Origin of the sequence: Klebsiella sp. CN_Kp104, from assembly GCF_040064515.1 — a bacterium.
Lineage (GTDB): Bacteria > Pseudomonadota > Gammaproteobacteria > Enterobacterales > Enterobacteriaceae > Klebsiella > Klebsiella aerogenes.
The window spans coordinates 1-18,710 of record NZ_JBEAII010000044.1 but is presented as its reverse complement, the minus strand read 5'-3'; the positions used below and the strand labels follow the sequence as shown (position 1 = coordinate 18,710).

Sequence of the window (18,710 nt, the reverse complement as noted above, 5' to 3'; positions counted from 1 at the left end):
CAGAAGCGTGCCAAAAACGTAAAACAACAAAATAATTTATTAACCAAATGAAAATTAATGACTTTTATTTATTAAGCATCTATTCAGATTGCCTACGGCAAGATATATTTTTATCCTTAAGTATCTAATTTTATCTTGTGGGATAAATCATGAGAAAACGTCGGGTGGTTATTGGCGTACTGGGGACGGTGCTCGATAAACGTGGCAAGCGCGCCAACCGTTTTCGCAAGTGGCGGCCAACGGTTGGGTTGTGCCAACAAGCTGAAATGCCCATTGATCGGCTGGAACTACTGCATCAGCCCCGTGACATCGGCATGGCGCAGCAGCTCGCCGAAGATGTGGCGTTGGTTTCGCCACAGACCGAAGTACATCCGCATGCTGTAGCCATCGCCAATCCCTGGGATTTCGAAGAGGTGTATGCCGCCTTTCTTGATTTTGCGACCCGCTACCCGTTCGATACCGACAATGAAGAGTATCTGGTGCATATCACCACCGGAACGCACGTGGCGCAGATCTGCTGGTTCCTGTTGACCGAGGCGCGCTATCTGCCCGCCAGTTTGCTGCAGACCGGCCCGGCGCCAAAAGGCGCCACCGACGAGCAGATCGCGGCCGGTACCGCCTCGGTTATCGATCTGGATTTAAGCCGCTATGCCACTCTAACCAGCCGTTTTCAGCGTGAACAACAGCAGTCCGTTTCATTTCTTAAGGACGGGATTGAAACCCGCAACGCCACCTTCAATAAGCTTATCGATCGCATTGAGCGGGTTTCTCTGCGTTCAACCGATCCGATTCTACTCACCGGGCCTACCGGCGCGGGCAAATCCTTTCTCGCGAAACGCATTTTCCAGCTACGCCAGTCACGCCACCTGGTGGCGGGTAAGTTTGTCGCCATCAACTGCGCCACGCTGCGTGGCGATAACGCCATGTCGACGCTTTTCGGCCACGTCAAAGGCGCTTTTACTGGCGCGCAAGCGGCGCGTAGCGGCCTGCTACGCGAGGCCGATGGCGGCGTGTTGTTTCTCGATGAAATTGCCGAACTGGGCCTCGATGAACAGGCGATGTTGTTAAAAGCGATTGAAGAAAAAAGCTTTTTCCCGTTTGGCTCCGACAAAGAAGTGCACAGTGATTTTCAACTGATTGCTGGTACCCACCGCGACATGCGCCAGTGGGTCGCCGATGGCCGCTTTCGTGAGGATTTATACGCGCGTATCAACATGTGGAGCTTTGCGCTACCCGGTCTGGCGCAGCGTAGAGAAGATATTGCGCCCAATATTGAGTACGAATTGCAACGTTTCTCCAGCGCCAGACAGCAGCAAATACGTTTTGATAAAGACGCGCGCGTGCGCTATTTGGCTTTCGCCAGTTCGCCGCAGGCCCAGTGGCGCGGAAATTTTCGCGAGCTTGGCGCCTCGGTGACCCGCATGGCGACCCTCGCCGAACAAGGCCGAATTACGCTGGATGTGGTCGATGAGGAAATTTCGCGACTGAGCGAGAGCTGGCAGATCAACGATCCTCTTCCCGCCGTCATCGACGAGATCGATCTGTTCGATCGCCGTCAGTTGGAAACGGTGCTGGAGGTTTGCCGCCGCAGCGCTTCGCTATCTGAAGCCGGCCGTGAGTTGTTTGCGGTCTCCCGGCTGAAAAAGGCCAATCCGAATGATGCCGACCGGTTACGCAAGTACCTCGCCCGCTTTGGTCTCAGTTGGGAAAGCCTGGGCTAATCATCATGAGCATAATTTGTTTGAATATTATTCCTTAGCGCGATAAACAATAGCTATAGCCGGGCTCGAACCCGGCTTTTTTATAACAACATCAACACAACAAACACTGTCGCAAGGAATACACTATGCTCGCCACGCTTACGCGGCTGTTCCCCTTATGGGCGCTGCTGCTCTCCGTCCTGGCTTATTACACGCCAACCACTTTTACCCCTATCGGCCCGTGGGTCACCACGCTGCTGATGCTGATTATGTTCGGCATGGGCGTCCATTTGAAGCTGGACGATTTTAAGCGCGTGCTGTCACGTCCGGCGCCGGTCGCTGCGGGAATTTTTCTGCATTACCTGGTGATGCCGCTCGCCGCCTGGCTACTGGCGCTGCTGTTCCACATGCCGCCAGAACTCTCCGCCGGGATGGTGCTGGTCGGCAGCGTCGCCAGCGGCACGGCATCCAACGTCATGATCTACCTGGCGAAAGGCGATGTCGCGCTGTCGGTAACCATCTCTTCCGTTTCTACGCTGGTTGGCGTGGTTGCCACGCCGCTGCTGACGCGCCTGTACGTTGATGCGCACATTCAGGTCGATGTGATGGGCATGCTGCTAAGCATCCTGCAAATCGTGGTGATCCCAATCGGCCTCGGTCTGATTGTCCATCACCTGTTGCCAAAAGTGGTAAAGGCGGTGGAACCCTTCCTTCCCGCCTTCTCCATGCTGTGCATCCTGGCGATTATCAGCGCCGTGGTCGCCGGTTCCGCATCGCATATCGCCTCGGTTGGCCTGGTAGTCATCGTGGCGGTCATTCTGCATAACGCCATCGGCCTGCTCGGCGGCTACTGGGGCGGGCGCCTGTTCGGTTTTGATGAATCCACCTGCCGCACCCTGGCGATCGAAGTGGGTATGCAAAACTCCGGCCTCGCCGCGGCCCTCGGGAAAATCTACTTCGGCCCGCTGGCCGCCCTGCCCGGCGCGCTGTTCTCGGTATGGCATAACCTTTCCGGCTCGCTGCTGGCGGGTTACTGGTCCGGTAAGCCGACGACCAAAAAAGGCAACCAGCGCTAATCGTATACGTCCGGGAAAATGCCCGGACGTGTCTTCCCTTCCTTTGCATTCTCGCAAGGGTAAGCTATCGGTAATTCACCTATTGCCGTACACTGGGTTCTCTGGTCTGATTGAGGGCACCACCATGGCACTCCCCCGCATTACACAAAAAGAGATGACCGAGCGCGAACAGCGCGAATTGAAAACGCTGTTGGACCGCGCGCGTATCGCGCACGGCCGCCCGCTGAGCAATGCGGAAACGAACAGCGTAAAAAAGGAATATATCGATAAGCTGATGGCGCTGCGCGAAGCGGAAGCGAAGAAAGCCCGCCAGGCGAAAAAACAGCAGGCTTACAAAGTAGACAAAGAGGCGACATTTTCGTGGTCGGCGAATACGCCGACCCGCGGCAGGCGTTAGCGGCCTTTCTTTTTACGTCCCGGCTGAGCGAAACGTTTACCGTTCGAGGCCGGGCGGCCTCCTTTATCGTTGGTTTTTTCCATCTTCACCACCGGGCGCTTGATCCCGGCGGTCGCCGCTTTGGCCTTCGGTTTAGCTTTTGGCTTCGCTTCGGAAGAGGAATTTTCAATCAGCTTGAACAGGTCGATCAGCTCATCATCGGTTAAATCGCGCCACTCACCCAGGGGAATGCCCGTCAGGCTAACGTTCATAATGCGCGTCCGCTCCAGCTTCGTGACTTCATAGCCGAAATGCTCACACATGCGGCGGATCTGACGGTTTAACCCCTGAACCAGCGTAATGCGGAACACGAACGGCGCTTCTTTCTTGACCTTACATTTCTTGGTCACGGTACCAAGAATCGGCACCCCCGCGCCCATGCCACGAATAAACTCATCGGTAACCGGCTTATCGACGGTGACCAGATACTCTTTTTCGTGGTCGTTGCCGGCGCGCAGGATTTTGTTGACCAGATCGCCATGGTTGGTCAGGAAAATTAACCCCTGGGAGTCTTTATCGAGACGGCCAATCGGGAACACACGTTTACTGTGGTTCACGAAGTCGACAATATTATCGCGCTCGCCATCTTCGGTAGTGCTGACAATACCTACTGGCTTATTCAGCGCAATCAGCACCAAATCATCGGCTTCTCGCGGCTCAATCAGCTGACCGTTGACTTTCACCACATCGCCCGGCTTCACTTGATCGCCAATGGCGGCGCGCTTACCGTTGATAAAGACGTTGCCTTGTTCAATAAAGCGGTCCGCTTCGCGACGCGAGCAAATCCCGCTTTCGCTGATGTATTTATTTAATCGAGTAGATGAGTCGGTCAGCATAGTTTCTCCTTTGACAGCGAAATATACCTCACCTTACTGGCGATAAAAAACAGGGATAGCGTTATTCATTACCCCATTGATTGAGGAAATTGGCGATATCGTCGATACGCTGTTCGGCAATGCCTGCTTCACGGGCCATCTCCTGCTGCGCTTCCTCGCTGATCTCCTCGTTATTCATTAAGCGCGTAATCAGCAGCTGGAAGTAATGCGCCAGACAATCGCGCTCGGAATCTTTTACCGCTTCTGCGCACTCCGTCGAGTACTCATCCACGATGTCATAATATTTCAGCGGTATTTCATTGTTCATAGGTCGTCTCCGGGGTGGCTAGCATCTGCGCTTTCGACCCCGATGATAGCATTCAGCTTATCTGCACCGTGAGCCATATCAGCGCCCCGACGCCGGGCCAATGATAGAATCGGCGTCAAATGACATGCTTACACAGGATGAAAAGATGGAACTGCTGTTACTTAGTAACTCAACGCTACCGGGCAAAGCCTGGATGGAACATGCGCTGCCGCTGATTGCCGGCCAGGTCAAAGGCCGCCGTTCGGCGGTATTTATTCCCTTCGCCGGGGTGACGCAAAGCTGGGATGATTACACCGCCAAAGCCGCCGCAGTCATGGCGCCTATGGGCGTCAGCGTGACCGGTATTCACAGCGTCGCCGACCCTATCGCCGCCATTGAAAACACCGAGATGGTGATCGTCGGCGGCGGGAACACCTTCCAGCTTCTGAAAGAGTGTCGCAGCCGCGGGCTGCTGGCGCCGATTGTCGACGTCGTCAAACGCGGGGCGTTGTATATCGGCTGGAGCGCGGGATCTAACCTCGCCTGCCCGACCATTCGCACCACCAACGATATGCCGATTGTCGATCCTCAGGGGTTTGACGCGTTAGGGCTGTTCCCGCTGCAGATTAACCCGCACTTCACCAACGCGCTGCCGACCGGGCATCAGGGTGAGACCCGCGAGCAACGTATTCGCGAATTGCTGGTCGTGGCGCCGGAATTAACGGTGATTGGCCTGCCGGAGGGGAACTGGATTCAGGTCAGCGACGGACACGCCACGCTCGGCGGCCCGAACCCGACGCTGTTGTTCAAAGCGGGAGAAGAAGCGGTAACCCTGGCCGCGGGACACCGTTTCTAGGCTGGTTTGGCGAACATTACCCGGATAGCGGCGTGTTGCGCCTTATCCGGGCTACCCTGCGTAAATCCCGCTAATAATCATCCCGCTCGTCGTCTTCATCCGGCTGCTCCATCACGCTATAGGCAACAGCGCAGAACAGCGAGTTCAGACGCTTCATATCGCCCAGCAGCGCCAGATGCAACGTACTGGTTTCAATACTCTGCACGTTTTGCTGATGCAGGCGGTCAACATGCGCGTGCGAGTAACGGCGGTTAAGAATACGAAAACGGTGCTTACTGCGGCGCAACCGACGGGCGCTCGGCACGTCGCCGGAAAAGAAGACCGACATTGCCAGCTGCAGGTTACTGAGCAGTAGCTCGTATAACGCATCCAGCTCTTTTAGCCCCTCGACGGAAAATGCGCGCCGCGCCGCCAGAGATTTATCGGCGATTTCGCTGCCCATTCGCTCGACGATGTCAGACGCCTGCTCCAGGTTGAGCGACATCTCGATAATTTCCGCCCAGCGGCGCGACTCCTCTTCCGCCAGCTCGTCCTTCGGCATCCGCGCCAGATAAAGCTTAATCGCCGTATACAGCACGTTAATATCGTCCGCCATCCGCCGCAACTCTTTCTCTTCGCGCGGCTCGCCGTGCATCACCTTGCGCAGGCTTTCCAGCATCTGCTCCATGGCGTCGCCGATACGTAGGGTTTCACGCGCGGCATTGGCCAACGCCAATGCCGGCGTATCCAACGCCGAGGGATCCAGATGCTTCGGCTTGAGATGGTTATCCAGCTCCGGCTCATCGCGGATCAGGCGTTTACACAGGTTCGCCATCGACCCGGCGAACGGCACCATCGCCACGCAGCGGATCAGGTTGTAGAAGACGTGGAAGTAGATAACCAGCTCCGACTCTTCCAGCGGCAATTTGTGCATGACATCCGCCAGTACGTGCACAAATGGCAAAATTATCAAGCTCCCCACCAGCTTGAACAGCAGGCTGCCAAGCGCCACCCGCCGCGCCGCCGCGTTGGCGCCGCTGTTGTTAAGCATCGCCAGCAGGCCTGAGCCGAGGTTAGCGCCGATGACCAGGCATAGCGCCACCGGGAAAGAGATCACCCCGGTGCCAGTTAACGTTGCGGTCAGCAGCACGGCCGCCAGGCTGGAGTAACTGATAATGGCGAACACGGCGCCAATCAGCGCATCCAGCATGATATCGCCGGTCAGCGAGGCGAAAATCACCTGGACACCGTTGGCCTGGGTAATCGGATGCACCGCCTGGACGATAAGCTCCAGCGCCAGCAGGATAAGCCCGAGGCCGATACCCACCCGCCCAAGCTGACCCGCGCGCGTCTGTTTACGCCCGAGGAAGAAAATAACGCCGATAAATATCAGCAGCGGCGATAGCCAGGAGAGGTCGAAGGTCAGTACCCTCGCCATCAGCGCCGTCCCCACATCCGCACCCAGCACCATGACCAGCGCTGGCGCCAGCGCGACCAGATCCTGGGCCACAAACGACGTCACCAGCATGGTGGTGGCGTTACTGCTCTGCACCAGCGCGGTGACGCCAATCCCCGCGCAGAAGGCGAGCGGTTTTTTCTCCACGCTACTGCTGAGCACGGTACGCAGGCGTGCGCCAAAGACGCGCATCACGCCGGTGCGCACAATATGGGTACCCCACACCAGTAGGGCTACGGCGGAAAGTAGGTGTAACAGCGTTAACACAGAATCAGCTTCTCCTTATCGTTATAAGTGTTCCTGAGGTTTAAACCTCCCTTCAGTATAAGGGGTTAACTTCAATAAAGAGACAAGGCGCTCAAAGAGCGCCCTGTTTGTTGTAACGAAACATATTTCGTTAGTCAGCATCATAGCCGAGGTTAGGGGCGAGCCAACGCTCAACTTCCGCCGCCGTCATCCCTTTACGCAGGGCGTAATCTTCCACCTGGTCGCGCTGGATCTGCGCCACGGCGAAGTACTTGCTGTCCGGATGGCTGAAGTACCAGCCGGAAACCGATGCGCCAGGCCACATGGCGAAGGACTCGGTGAGCTTCATGCCGGTATGCGCTTCCACATCCAACAGTTCCCAGATGGTCGCTTTCTCGGTGTGTTCCGGGCAGGCCGGATAACCGGGCGCCGGGCGGATCCCCTGGTAATTTTCGCGGATCAGCTCTTCATTGCTGAGGTTCTCATTGGCCGCATAGCCCCAGTAAACCTTACGCACTTTCTCATGCAGATACTCGGCGAAGGCTTCCGCCAGACGGTCGGCGATGGCCTTAACCATGATCTTGTTATAGTCGTCGTGCTGCGCTTCATAGGCTTCCGCCAGCGCGTCTTCTTCCAGCCCGCCGGTTACTGCGAAAGCCCCGATGTAGTCCGCTTTACCGCTCAGCTTCGGCGCGACAAAATCGGCGAGGCAGTAGTTCGCGAAACCGACTTTTTCCGTTTGCTGGCGCAAGTGATGGCTGACCGTCAGCACGTGGGTGCGGGTTTCATCACGATAGATTTCCACGTCGTCGCCAACGCGGTTGGCCGGGAACAGCCCGACCACGCCGCGCGGGTTGAGCGTTTTTTCGGCGCTGAGTTTATCCAGCAAATCGTTGGCGTCTTTAAACAGGCGTTGCGCCTCTTCACCTACCACTTCATCTTCCAGGATACGCGGATATTTGCCCGCCAGCGACCAGGTCATAAAGAACGGCGTCCAGTCGATGTAGTTACGCAACGTTTCGATGCTGGCTTCCACCTCCTGTACGCCCAGACGGTGGGCTACCGGCGGCGTGTAGCTCTCCCAGTCAAACGCCAGATCGTTTTCCCGCGCTGCCTGCAGAGTCACCGGCGGCGTGCGCGGCTTTTTACGCCCGTGCTGGATCCGCACGGTTTCATACTCTTTACGGGTACGAGCGACAAAATCATCACGCTGGGTTGCCGACAGCAGGGCTGAAACCACGCCTACGGTACGCGAGGCGTTCTGCACGTAGACCGTCGGGCCACTGTAGTTCTGTTCGATTTTCACCGCGGTATGGGCTTTCGAGGTCGTCGCTCCGCCAATCAGCAGCGGGATGGTAAAGCCCTGACGCTCCATCTCTTTCGCCACGTTGACCATTTCGTCCAGCGACGGCGTGATAAGCCCGGAGAGACCAATCAGATCGGCGTTTTCTTCGCGCGCGGTACGCAGGATTTTCTCTGCCGGCACCATCACGCCGAGATCGATAATTTCGTAGTTGTTGCACTGCAGCACTACGCCGACGATGTTTTTACCAATATCGTGTACATCGCCCTTCACGGTGGCGATCACCATCTTACCGTTGCTGGAGCCTTGTTCTTTGCTGGCTTCGATGTAAGGTTCGAGGTAGGCCACCGCCTGTTTCATCACCCGCGCGGATTTTACCACCTGTGGCAAGAACATTTTGCCTTCGCCGAACAGATCGCCGACCACGTTCATGCCGTCCATCAGCGGCCCTTCAATCACCTCAATCGGCCGTTCGGCCTGCTGGCGCGCCTCTTCCGTATCTTGCTCGATAAATTCGGTAATCCCTTTGACCAGCGAGTATTCAAGACGCTTTTTCACCTCCCAGCTGCGCCATTCCGCCTGCTGAGCGTTCGCGCTATCGTCCGCTTTGCTGCCGCGATATTTTTCCGCCAGCTCAAGCAATCTTTCGGTACTGTCATCGCGGCGGTTAAGGATCACATCTTCAACCGCGTCGCGCAGCTCGCCAGGCAGATCGTCGTATATCGCCAGCTGGCCGGCATTGACGATGCCCATATCCATACCGTTGCGGATAGCGTAGTAGAGGAAGACGGCGTGGATCGCTTCACGTACCGGATCGTTACCGCGGAACGAGAACGACACGTTGGAGACGCCGCCGGAAATCAGCGCATGCGGCAGCTCGCGTTTGATGTCTTCGCAGGCGCCGATAAAGTCCTGAGCGTAGTTGTTGTGCTCTTCAATACCGGTAGCGACGGCAAAAATGTTGGGGTCGAAGATGATATCTTCCGGCGGGAAGCCGACCTCTTCGGTGAGGATTTTGTAGGCGCGACGGCAAATTTCGATTTTGCGCTCGCGGGTATCGGCCTGGCCTACTTCATCAAAGGCCATGACCACCATTGCCGCGCCGTAGCGGCGAACCAGCTTAGCGTGATGAATAAAGGGTTCGACGCCCTCTTTCATCGAGATCGAGTTAACGATGCCCTTGCCCTGAATGCACTTGAGCCCTTTTTCGATGACTTCCCACTTGGAGGAGTCGATCATAATCGGCACGCGGGCAATATCCGGTTCACCCGCTATCAGGTTGAGGAAACGCACCATCGCCGCTTCGGCATCGAGCATCCCCTCATCCATGTTGATATCGATAATCTGCGCGCCGCTTTCCACCTGCTGACGCGCCACGTCCAGCGCTTCGCTGTATTTCTCTTCTTTGATTAAGCGCTTAAATTTAGCGGAGCCGGTGACGTTGGTCCGCTCGCCCACGTTGACGAACAGACTATCATCGCCGATGTTCAGCGGCTCAAGCCCCGATAGACGGCAGGCGACCGGCAGTTCCGGCAGCTGGCGCGGCGGCAAGCCTTCTACCGCCCGGCTCATGGCGGCGATATGTTCCGGGGTGGTGCCGCAGCAACCGCCGACGATATTAAGGAAACCAGCCTGCGCCCATTCGCGTATTTGCGCCGCCATGGTATCGGCATCCAAATCGTATTCGCCGAAGGCGTTCGGCAGGCCGGCGTTCGGGTGCGCGGTAACGTAGCATTCGGCGATCCGCGAAAGCTCCTGCACGTACTGGCGCAGCTCATCCGGCCCCAGCGCGCAGTTCAGGCCGAAGGTCAGGGCATCGGCGTGGCGCAGCGAATTATAGAACGCTTCGGTCGTCTGCCCGGACAGTGTACGTCCGGAAGCATCGGTGATAGTGCCGGAAATCATAATCGGCAACTCGACGCCGAGCGCCTCAAATTCTTCTTTGACCGCGAAAATCGCCGCTTTGGCGTTCAGGGTGTCAAAGACCGTTTCAATAAGAATGAGATCCGAGCCGCCTTCCACCAGCGCTTTGGTGGATTCACGATAGGCGGCCACCAGCTGATCGAACGTGATATTCCGAAATGCCGGATCGTTGACGTCCGGAGAAATAGAAGCGGTGCGGTTGGTCGGCCCGAGCACCCCCGCCACATAGCGCGGTTTTTCCGGCGTACGCGCGGTCCACGCGTCGGCGCTGGCGCGGGCCAGCTTTGCGGCGGCAAAGTTGATTTCCGCCGACAGGGATTCCATTTGGTAATCCGCCATCGCGATGGTTGTCGAGTTGAAGGTATTGGTCTCGATAATATCCGCGCCGGCGGCGAAATAGGCGTCGTGGATCTCGCGAATAACCTCAGGCTTGCTGAGGACCAGCAGGTCGTTATTGCCTTTCAGGTCGCACGGCCAATCGGCAAAGCGTTCGCCGCGGAAATCCTGCTCACTCAGACGATAGCCCTGGATCATGGTGCCCATGCCCCCGTCCAGAACCAGAATGCGTTCTCTTAACTGCTGATGTAATTGTTCTACTTTGTTACTCACACAGACTCCCGACAGCGCTCAACTCAGACCAAAAAGCCAACAAACCATACTGGCATAAACCAACCTGCCGGAAAAGGAAACCTGCAGCAACATGAGACAAGTTCAACTTCACTCCTCCGATCAGTCTGGTTGTGATTGCATTATCGCCAAATAAAACGAAAATCATTTCCACGATACAGAAAAAAGGAGTTCATCATGGCTACCCCGGTTCCCGCCAAACGCGGCAGAAAACCCGCCACTGCCGCCCCTGCCGCGCAGGCCGGCGGGCAAGTGCAGTCGCTTACCCGCGGCTTAAAACTGCTTGAATGGATTTCTGAATCGCATAGCAGCGTCGCGCTCACCGAACTGGCGCAGCAGGCGGGGCTACCTAACTCCACGACCCATCGTCTGCTCACCACCATGCAGCAGCTCGGTTTTGTGCGCCAGGTCGGCGATCTGGGGCACTGGGCGATTGGCGCGCATGCGTTTGTCGTCGGCAGCAGCTTCCTGCAAAGCCGCAATCTGCTGGCCATCGTCCATCCTATTCTGCGCCAGCTGATGGAAGATTCCGGCGAAACGGTCAACCTGGCGGTGCTGGATAAAAGCGATCATCAGGCGATTATCATCGACCAGGTGCAATGTACGCAGCTGATGCGCATGTCGGCGCCGATTGGCGGCAAATTGCCGATGCACGCGTCAGGCGCCGGAAAAGCGTTTCTGTCGCAGTTGAGCGAAGAAGAGGTCACCACGCTGCTACATCGGAAAGGGCTGCACGCTTACACCCACGCCACCCTGGTTTCTCCGGTACATTTGAAAGAAGATTTGGCCCAAACGCGTAAACGCGGCTATTCATTTGATGATGAAGAACATGCGCTGGGGCTGCGCTGTATCGCCTCCTGCATTTACGACGAACACCGCGAGCCGTTCGCCGCTATCTCCATCTCCGGGCCGATTTCGCGCATGACCGATGACCGGGTGACCGAGCTTGGCGCATTGGTCATTAAGGCCGCCAAGGAAGTCACGTTGGCATACGGCGGGGTTAAATAATAAAAATGCCCCAAAGGGGCATTTTAAGTAGGCCTGATAAGCGTAGCGCCATCAGGCAGATCGGCGCACCTTGCCGGATGGCGGCGTAAACGCCTTATCCGGCCTACTGTCGGCGCCATAGCGCACGCTAAAACGCTGCTTACGCCGGTAAGCGTAAACATCTTCCACGTGCCCGTTTTTAATTCGCGTCTGTAATTCGCGCCAGTAATCGGCACGCAGCAAATCGGCGTGCATCTCCTCCAGTAGCGGCCCGATCCGCGGATCGGCGCACAACCAGTGACGGAACTCTTCCGGGAAGACATCGCCAGGGGACACGCTATACCAGGGTTCACTAGCCAGCTCATCTTCCGGATAGCGCGGCGGCGGAATATCGCGAAAATTCACTTCGGTCATGTAGCAAATTTCATCGTAATCGTAGAATACTACCCGCCCGTGGCGCGTGACGCCGAAGTTTTTGAACAGCATGTCGCCGGGGAAGATATTGGCGGCCGCCAGTTGGCGAATGGCATTACCATACTCTTCTACCGCGTCGCGCAGCGCCTGGCCTTCCACCTGCTCCAGCCAGATATTGAGCGGCACCATCCGTCGTTCAATATAAAGATGGCTAATGGCAATGCGATCGCCGAGGTCAGTCAACTTATTTCCCGCTTCCGCCTGCAACAGCGTCATTAGCTCGGGCGCAATTTGCCGCTTATCGAGCACAAAGTTTTCAAATTCCTGAGTATCCGCCATCCGCCCGACGCGGTCGTGTTCTTTGACCAGCTGATAGCAGGCGCGGACGTGGGCGGCAGTCATCTCTTTTTGCGGCGCAAAGCGGTCTTTAATCACCTTAAATACCCGGTCGAATCCCGGCAGGGTAAAGACCAACATCACCATCCCTCGGATGCCTGGCGCTTCAATAAACTGCTCATCGCTGCGGGTAACATAGTGCAGGTACTCGCGATAACTTTCCGTTTTAGCATGCTTCTGACAGCCAATCGCCATATATAGCTCGGCGGTAGTTTTTCCCGGCAGAATCTCGCGCAGCCATTCAACCAGCGCCGCGGGCAGCGGCGCGTAAACCATGAAATAGGAGCGGGCGAAACCAAAGACGATACTCGCCTCGGCGTGGGTCGTCAGGCAGGTATCCACAAACAGCTGACCGTCATCGCTACGATGTATCGGCAGCAGGAACGGCAGCGTCGCCATCGGCGTAATCAGTTTACCCACCAGCCAGGCGGCTTTATTACGGTAAAACAGCTCATTCGCCACCTGCAGATGCGACTGCGACAGCAACTCGCCGCCAAGCGCTTCGCGTAAATGACTGACGATATAACCGATATCACGCGCTTTGTTTTGCCACGGCAGGCGCAGCGGCAAATCGGCAAGCAGGTTATACATCAGGTATTCCCAGCCGCGTTCGGGATAAAAGTCCTTCGCCAGAGGTCGCGAAATCGTGCGAAAACGCCGTTCCGGCTGGGAGCTGAAAATAAAGAGCCGCTCGGGGGTCAGCGAGCGGTGGTCAAACAGTCGGCAGTAGACCGAGTTGAAAAAGCTCTCCGCAATTTCAAAGCGAGGGTAATCCGGCAAAAGTTGGGTGTACTGCTGTTTCACCCGCAGAAGAAAATCGACGTCGGTACTTTTCCCTTCGGTAATACAGCGCAGCTGTTCTACCACCAGACCCACGTGGTGATCGTAGAGGTGGATACGCTGCTTCATCGCCTGCTGCACGGCGTGCCAGTCAGCCTGTTCAAAGCGCTGCTGCGCGCCGGAAGTGACTTCCAGAAAACGCCCATACTGGGCGTCGAATCCCTGTAAAATGGTTTGGGCAATCAGTAGTTCCAGGCCACGCGTCATCGCTTTCCCCCATCCGGCACAACATCATGCCGGATGGCGCGTTCGCTTATCCGGCCTACACCTTTGTAGGCCCGGTAAGCACTGCGCCACCGGGCATTGCTTAAAACTGCGATTCTTCGGTCGAGCCGGTCAGTGCCGTTACCGACGAGGTCCCCCCCTGGATAATGGTGGTCACTTTATCGAAGTACCCGGTACCCACCTCCTGCTGATGCGACACGAAGGTGTAGCCTTCCGGCCCGGCGGCAAACTCCGGCTGCTGAACTTTTTCGACGTAGTGACGCATCCCTTCGCCCTGCGCGTAGGCGTGGGCCAGGTCGAACATGTTGAACCACATGCTGTGAATACCCGCCAGGGTAATGAACTGGAATTTATAGCCCATGTCCGACAGCTGCTGCTGGAAGCTGGCGATGGTTTTATCGTCGAGATTTTTCTTCCAGTTAAAGGACGGCGAGCAGTTATAGGCCAGCAGCTTGCCCGGGAAGCGGGCGTGGATCGCTTCGGCGAAACGGCGTGCCTGTTCAATGTCCGGTTTAGAGGTTTCACACCATACCAGGTCAGCGTAAGGGGCGTAGGCCAGGCCGCGGCTAATTGCCTGTTCGATACCGGCATGGGTGCGATAAAAACCTTCGCTGGTGCGATCGCCGGAGATAAATTCCCGATCGTAAGGATCGCAATCCGAGGTAATCAGGTCAGCGGCATCAGCGTCGGTACGGGCGATAAGCAGCGTCGGCACGCCCATCACATCCGCCGCCAGGCGCGCGGCGACCAGCTTCTGAATCGCCTCTTGTGTCGGCACCAGCACCTTGCCGCCCATATGTCCGCACTTCTTCACCGACGCCAGCTGATCTTCGAAATGCACGGCCGCTGCACCGGCCGCAATCATCGATTTCATCAGCTCAAAGGCGTTCAGCACGCCGCCAAAACCGGCTTCCGCATCGGCGACGATCGGCAGGAAATAGTCGATAAAACGCGGATCGTTCGGCTCAATCCCCGCCGCCCACTGGATCTGATCGGCGCGACGGAAGGTGTTATTGATCCGATCAACCACCGATGGCACCGAGTTAGCCGGGTACAACGATTGATCCGGGTACATACTGGAGGCCAGGTTGGCGTCGGCGGCGACCTGCCAGCCAGACAAGTAGATGGCTTCAATGCCCGCCTTCGCCTGCTGCAGCGCCTGGCCGCCGGTTAACGCGCCAAGGCTGTTGATATAACCCTTTTTCGCTTCACCATGCAGCAGACGCCACATTTTCGCCGCGCCAAGCTGCGCCAGCGTGCATTCCGGGTTCACCGAGCCGCGTAACTTCACCACCTCTTCCGCGCTGTATGGGCGGGTAATGCCTTCCCAGCGCGGGTTCGTCCACTCTTTGTTTAATTCTTCGATTTGTTGGGTACGGGTTTTCATGTGCAGATGCTCCATATTGTGATGGGGTGAATTACGCCAGCAGGCGGTAACCTGGCAACGTCAAGAAGTCGATCAGTTCGTCGGAAGTGGTGATTTGCTCCATCAGCCGCGCCGCATCGTCAAAGCGACCGTGGCTGAAGCGGTGTTCCCCCAACTCTTCCTGAATCACCATCAGCTCTTCAGCCAGCCACTGGCGGAACAGCGCCTTGGTAACCGGTGTGCCGTCGTTCAGGGTTTTCTGATGATGGATCCACTGCCAGATAGAGGTACGCGAAATCTCAGCCGTCGCCGCATCTTCCATCAGGCCGTAAATCGGTACGCAGCCGTTGCCGGAGATCCAGGCCTCGATGTACTGCACCGCCACGCGGATATTGGCGCGCATGCCGGCTTCAGTACGCTCGCCCTCGCAGGGAGCCAGCAACTGCTCGGCGGTAATCGGCGCGTCGTCATTGCGGGTAACAAACAGCTGGTTAGGATGTTCACCCAGTACGCGGTTAAAGACATCCATTGCCGTATCCGCCAGTCCCGGATGCGCAATCCAGGTGCCATCGTGGCCATTGTTAGCCTCCAGCTCTTTATCGGCGGTGACTTTATTCAGCACCTGACGATTGCGCTCGGCGTCTTTGCTCGGGATAAACGCCGCCATACCGCCCATCGCGAAGGCGCCGCGCTTATGGCAAGTCTTAATCAGCAGGCGTGAATAGGCGCTCAGGAAAGGTTTATCCATCGTCACCACCTGGCGATCCGGCAGGACACGATCGGGGTGATTTTTCAGCGTCTTGATATAGCTGAAGATATAGTCCCAGCGCCCGCAGTTCAGGCCAACAATATGGTCGCGCAGCGCATGCAGGATTTCATCCATCTGGAACACTGCCGGCAGTGTTTCAATCAGCAAAGTAGCCTTAATGGTGCCGCGCGGCAGTTCAAAACGATCTTCGGTGAAACTGAAGACTTTGCTCCACCATGCCGCCTCTTGCCAGGACTGGGTTTTCGGCAGATAGAAATAGGGGCCGCTCCCTTTCGCCAGCAGTGCCTGGTAGTTGTGGAAGAAATAGAGCGCAAAATCGAACAGACTGCCGGGAATCGCCTCACCACGCCAGGTAACGTGTTTTTCCGGCAGATGCAGGCCGCGAACGCGGCAGACCAGAACCGCCGGATCGGGCTGCAACTGATAAATTTTCCCCGCTTCGTTGGTGTAGCTGATGGTGCCGTTGACCGCATCGCGCAGATTGATTTGGCCATCAATGACTTTGTGCCAATCCGGCGCCAGCGAGTCTTCGAAATCAGCCATAAAGACTTTAACGTTAGCATTCAGGGCGTTAATTACCATCTTGCGTTCTACCGGACCGGTAATTTCTACGCGGCGGTCCTGTAAATCGGCCGGAATACCTCGTATCTTCCAGTCACCATTCCGAATGGAAGCCGTTTCCGAAATAAAATCAGGAAGATTACCCTCATCAATGGCCTGCTGTTGCTGGACGCGTACCGCCAACAGTTGATTACGCTCAGGCATAAAGCGGCTCACCAGTTCCGTCAGGAACTCCACCGCTTCCGCAGTCAGAATTTGCTTCTCCTGCTCGCCATAAGGCTGGCTGAAGGCCAGTTCATCGGTCATTGTCGCCTGGTGCGTCATTGTGCAGCTCCTCTTGTTTGATCCTGGTAGCGCGAACGAAAGATCGTTGTCTGCTTTTCGCTCAGCACAATTAAGACTACTCAAGAATTTTCCAAAATCAAAAACAATTTCCATTTTCAATTTAAAATTTATACAACATCTTGATAACAAAGAAATTAAAGTTTAAATAGAAGGGGAAGTGATTTTCGGAAATAAAAAAGGCACCCGAAGGTGCCTGAGGCGAGATGCTGAAACGCTTTAGGATCGTACGCGCTGGTAGATTAATCCAGCGTTGGATTCATATGACGCAGATCGTATGGTGTGATTTGGTAGACGTAATAGTTAAGCCAGTTAGCAAACAGGAGATTGCCATGACTGCGCCAGGTCGCCCGCGGTTTATTGTTTGGATCGTTATTCGGGAAGTAGTTGTCCGGAAGCTGTGGCGCTAAACCTGCCTCCAGATCGCGGAAGTATTCACTTGCCAGGGTATGCGGATCGTATTCAGGGTGACCGGTAACAAAAGCGATACGCTTGTCTTTGCTGGCGAACAGATAGGCATCGCCATCTTCGGTTTCAGCAAGAATATCGAGGTCAGTGTAGTCACGAATCAGCCCGGCCGGGAAGTCGGCATAGCGCGAATGAGGCGCAAGGAAGGTGTCATCAAACCCGCGAGTCAGCAGCGCATGCGGGTGCAAAATATGATGTTCATAAACGCCAGAGATCTTTTCGGTACGAGTTTGCTTGGGGATGCCATACAGAATATTCAGTGCCGCCTGTACCGCCCAACAGACAAATAGCGTTGACGTGACGTGATCCTTAGCCCACTCCAGTACCTGTTTAATCTGCGGCCAGTAGGCAACATCGTTAAACTCGACCAGCCCCAACGGCGCACCGGTAACAATCAGACCATCGAAGTTCTGCTCGCGAATATCTTCGAAATTGCAGTAAAAGTTATTCAGGTGCTCCGTTGGCGTATTACGCGACTCACGCGCATCGATGCGTAGCAGCTGGATATCAACCTGCAGCGGCGAGTTCGACAGCAGCCGCAGGAACTGATTCTCCGTCTCGATCTTCTTGGGCATCAGATTGAGAATTAACACCTTCAGCGGGCGGATTTCCTGAGTTGTAGCACGCGATGTGGTCATCACGAAGACGTTTTCATCGCGCAAGAAATTGACGGCCGGTAGCTCGTCCTGCACCCGAATTGGCATAGCTGTATCACCTCATTACATACGTATAAACGTTTAGACATCCAGATAGCTGACAATAACCAGGAATAAACAAAATGTCGAGTCTGCAAGCGGAAGGTGAGAAAGTTTCAATATCGACAACAGCCGTCAGAGCGTGGAATTAGCCAGCAACGCACGAACTTCAACATCATTGCGTACATGGCTGCTGCAGCGAACTTCAAGCTGGCGGTAACGCATTGATACGGCGCTGGCAACCATTTCCATTATTGCGCGCTCTTCGACTTGTGATAACCCTCCTTCATTTAACTCCATGGCATCGACCAGAATGCGAAAGCGCTTCCTTTTCAGCAAACGCGCCAGCCAGTTTTCGCCTTTTTGTTGTTGGATCAGGGGATATAAGACGTCATGCGCGGCAAAAAACTGTGCCACGAGGAGACGTTGATTGCTAAATGCCCCGCTGCCACTGTATTCGCGGCTATCATCGAGGTTGCGTACGGTCATTCGATTTTTATACAACGAGATATATAAGATGGTCACGCATCCTTTCCTGTTTCAGCAAGATCCTGAGAGGATAATAACAGCTGACAGGAGACTTTAGACGCTCCGTATCAAGTTTCGGAATAGGGCGCGGGATTTCCCCGGAGGCGGTGCAGGCCGGGGAACAATCGGTAGCCCCGGTAAGCGCAGCGCCACCGGGGAGATAGACGCCACACAGCAAAAAACCCCGCACCTTCCGGTACGGGGTTCTTCTTGTTTGATGCCTGGCAGTTTATGGCGGGCGTCCTGCCCGCCACCCTCCGGGCCGTTGCTGCGCAACGTTCAAATCCGCTCCCGGCGGATTTGTCCTGCTCCGGAGAGCACTCACCGACAAACAACAGATAAAACAAAAGGCCCAGTCTTCCGACTGAGCCTTTCGTTTTATTTGATGCCTGGCA

14 protein-coding genes are annotated in these 18,710 nt (G+C 55.9%); 5 read left to right on the top strand and 9 right to left on the bottom strand.

The genetic code is table 11. The annotated features are described in order from the left end of the window. Positions 1 to 149 precede the first annotated feature (149 nt). From rtcR to ABLU80_RS22585, 3 genes are all read left to right on the top strand, one after another. On the top strand, positions 150 to 1,721 hold the full coding sequence (rtcR, locus tag ABLU80_RS22595) for an RNA repair transcriptional activator RtcR (protein WP_015368788.1): 1,572 nt from the start codon (positions 150 to 152) through the stop codon (positions 1,719 to 1,721). Between the two features lie 125 nt (positions 1,722 to 1,846). Further along, positions 1,847 to 2,776, top strand: a complete 930-nt coding sequence (panS, locus tag ABLU80_RS22590; RefSeq protein WP_020079882.1) for a ketopantoate/pantoate/pantothenate transporter PanS — start codon at positions 1,847 to 1,849, stop codon at positions 2,774 to 2,776. 124 nt (positions 2,777 to 2,900) lie between these two features. Continuing rightward, positions 2,901 to 3,173: a DUF3811 domain-containing protein gene (locus tag ABLU80_RS22585; RefSeq protein WP_020079883.1), complete on the top strand. Its 273-nt coding sequence runs from the start codon at positions 2,901 to 2,903 to the stop codon at positions 3,171 to 3,173. On the opposite strand, the gene rluF is transcribed toward ABLU80_RS22585, so the two are convergent. After that, on the bottom strand, positions 3,170 to 4,048 hold the full coding sequence (rluF, locus tag ABLU80_RS22580) for a 23S rRNA pseudouridine(2604) synthase RluF (protein WP_015368793.1): 879 nt from the start codon (positions 4,046 to 4,048) through the stop codon (positions 3,170 to 3,172). The genes ABLU80_RS22585 and rluF overlap by 4 nt on opposite strands. A 61-nt stretch (positions 4,049 to 4,109) precedes the next feature. Beyond that, positions 4,110 to 4,355 (bottom strand): YmjA family protein, encoded by a 246-nt coding sequence (locus ABLU80_RS22575; RefSeq protein WP_015368794.1) that lies wholly within the window; start codon positions 4,353 to 4,355, stop codon positions 4,110 to 4,112. A gap of 145 nt (positions 4,356 to 4,500) precedes the next feature. On the opposite strand from ABLU80_RS22575, the gene pepE reads away from it, so the two are divergent. Next, the gene (gene pepE, locus ABLU80_RS22570; protein ID WP_015368795.1) at positions 4,501 to 5,190 is read left to right on the top strand and encodes a dipeptidase PepE; all 690 of its coding nucleotides are present in this window, start codon (positions 4,501 to 4,503) and stop codon (positions 5,188 to 5,190) included. A 70-nt stretch (positions 5,191 to 5,260) separates the two neighbouring features. Here pepE and ABLU80_RS22565 read toward each other — a convergent pair whose 3' ends face one another. Beyond that, on the bottom strand, positions 5,261 to 6,892 hold the full coding sequence (locus ABLU80_RS22565) for a Na/Pi cotransporter family protein (RefSeq protein ID WP_348850488.1): 1,632 nt from the start codon (positions 6,890 to 6,892) through the stop codon (positions 5,261 to 5,263). 130 nt (positions 6,893 to 7,022) lie between these two features. Then, complete coding sequence (gene metH / locus ABLU80_RS22560) at positions 7,023 to 10,706, bottom strand: methionine synthase (RefSeq protein WP_020079886.1); 3,684 nt, start codon at positions 10,704 to 10,706, stop codon at positions 7,023 to 7,025. A gap of 195 nt (positions 10,707 to 10,901) precedes the next feature. Between metH and iclR the strand changes: the two genes are divergently transcribed. After that, positions 10,902 to 11,732, top strand: a complete 831-nt coding sequence (iclR, locus tag ABLU80_RS22555; protein WP_045389510.1) for a glyoxylate bypass operon transcriptional repressor IclR — start codon at positions 10,902 to 10,904, stop codon at positions 11,730 to 11,732. A gap of 51 nt (positions 11,733 to 11,783) precedes the next feature. On the opposite strand, the gene aceK is transcribed toward iclR, so the two are convergent. From aceK to ABLU80_RS22530, 5 genes are all read right to left on the bottom strand, one after another. Next, positions 11,784 to 13,568 (bottom strand): bifunctional isocitrate dehydrogenase kinase/phosphatase, encoded by a 1,785-nt coding sequence (gene aceK, locus ABLU80_RS22550; protein ID WP_047080176.1) that lies wholly within the window; start codon positions 13,566 to 13,568, stop codon positions 11,784 to 11,786. 100 nt (positions 13,569 to 13,668) lie between these two features. Continuing rightward, positions 13,669 to 14,973 carry an isocitrate lyase gene (gene aceA / locus ABLU80_RS22545; protein WP_015368800.1) on the bottom strand — a complete coding sequence of 435 codons (1,305 nt, stop codon included), beginning with the start codon at positions 14,971 to 14,973 and terminating at the stop codon, positions 13,669 to 13,671. A 31-nt stretch (positions 14,974 to 15,004) separates the two neighbouring features. Beyond that, on the bottom strand, positions 15,005 to 16,606 hold the full coding sequence (gene aceB / locus ABLU80_RS22540; protein ID WP_020079890.1) for a malate synthase A: 1,602 nt from the start codon (positions 16,604 to 16,606) through the stop codon (positions 15,005 to 15,007). Positions 16,607 to 16,866: 260 nt separating this feature from the next. After that, on the bottom strand, positions 16,867 to 17,796 hold the full coding sequence (metA, locus tag ABLU80_RS22535; RefSeq protein ID WP_015368802.1) for a homoserine O-succinyltransferase: 930 nt from the start codon (positions 17,794 to 17,796) through the stop codon (positions 16,867 to 16,869). Between the two features lie 126 nt (positions 17,797 to 17,922). Beyond that, positions 17,923 to 18,312, bottom strand: coding sequence for a YjaA family stress response protein (locus ABLU80_RS22530; protein ID WP_047080173.1), 390 nt, complete (start codon positions 18,310 to 18,312; stop codon positions 17,923 to 17,925). Positions 18,313 to 18,710: the final 398 nt, after the last annotated feature.

Bases quoted from the DNA above. Each gene is read 5' to 3' on its own strand.
- rluF (WP_015368793.1), bottom strand. From the start codon at position 4,048: ATGCTGACCGACTCATCTACTCGATTAAATAAATACATCAGCGAAAGC.
- pepE (WP_015368795.1), top strand. From the start codon at position 4,501: ATGGAACTGCTGTTACTTAGTAACTCAACGCTACCGGGCAAAGCCTGG.
- aceB (WP_020079890.1), bottom strand. From the start codon at position 16,606: ATGACGCACCAGGCGACAATGACCGATGAACTGGCCTTCAGCCAGCCT.
- iclR (WP_045389510.1), top strand. From the start codon at position 10,902: ATGGCTACCCCGGTTCCCGCCAAACGCGGCAGAAAACCCGCCACTGCC.
- panS (WP_020079882.1), top strand. From the start codon at position 1,847: ATGCTCGCCACGCTTACGCGGCTGTTCCCCTTATGGGCGCTGCTGCTC.
- aceA (WP_015368800.1), bottom strand. From the start codon at position 14,973: ATGAAAACCCGTACCCAACAAATCGAAGAATTAAACAAAGAGTGGACG.
- ABLU80_RS22575 (WP_015368794.1), bottom strand. From the start codon at position 4,355: ATGAACAATGAAATACCGCTGAAATATTATGACATCGTGGATGAGTAC.
- aceK (WP_047080176.1), bottom strand. From the start codon at position 13,568: ATGACGCGTGGCCTGGAACTACTGATTGCCCAAACCATTTTACAGGGA.
- ABLU80_RS22585 (WP_020079883.1), top strand. From the start codon at position 2,901: ATGGCACTCCCCCGCATTACACAAAAAGAGATGACCGAGCGCGAACAG.
- metA (WP_015368802.1), bottom strand. From the start codon at position 17,796: ATGCCAATTCGGGTGCAGGACGAGCTACCGGCCGTCAATTTCTTGCGC.
- rtcR (WP_015368788.1), top strand. From the start codon at position 150: ATGAGAAAACGTCGGGTGGTTATTGGCGTACTGGGGACGGTGCTCGAT.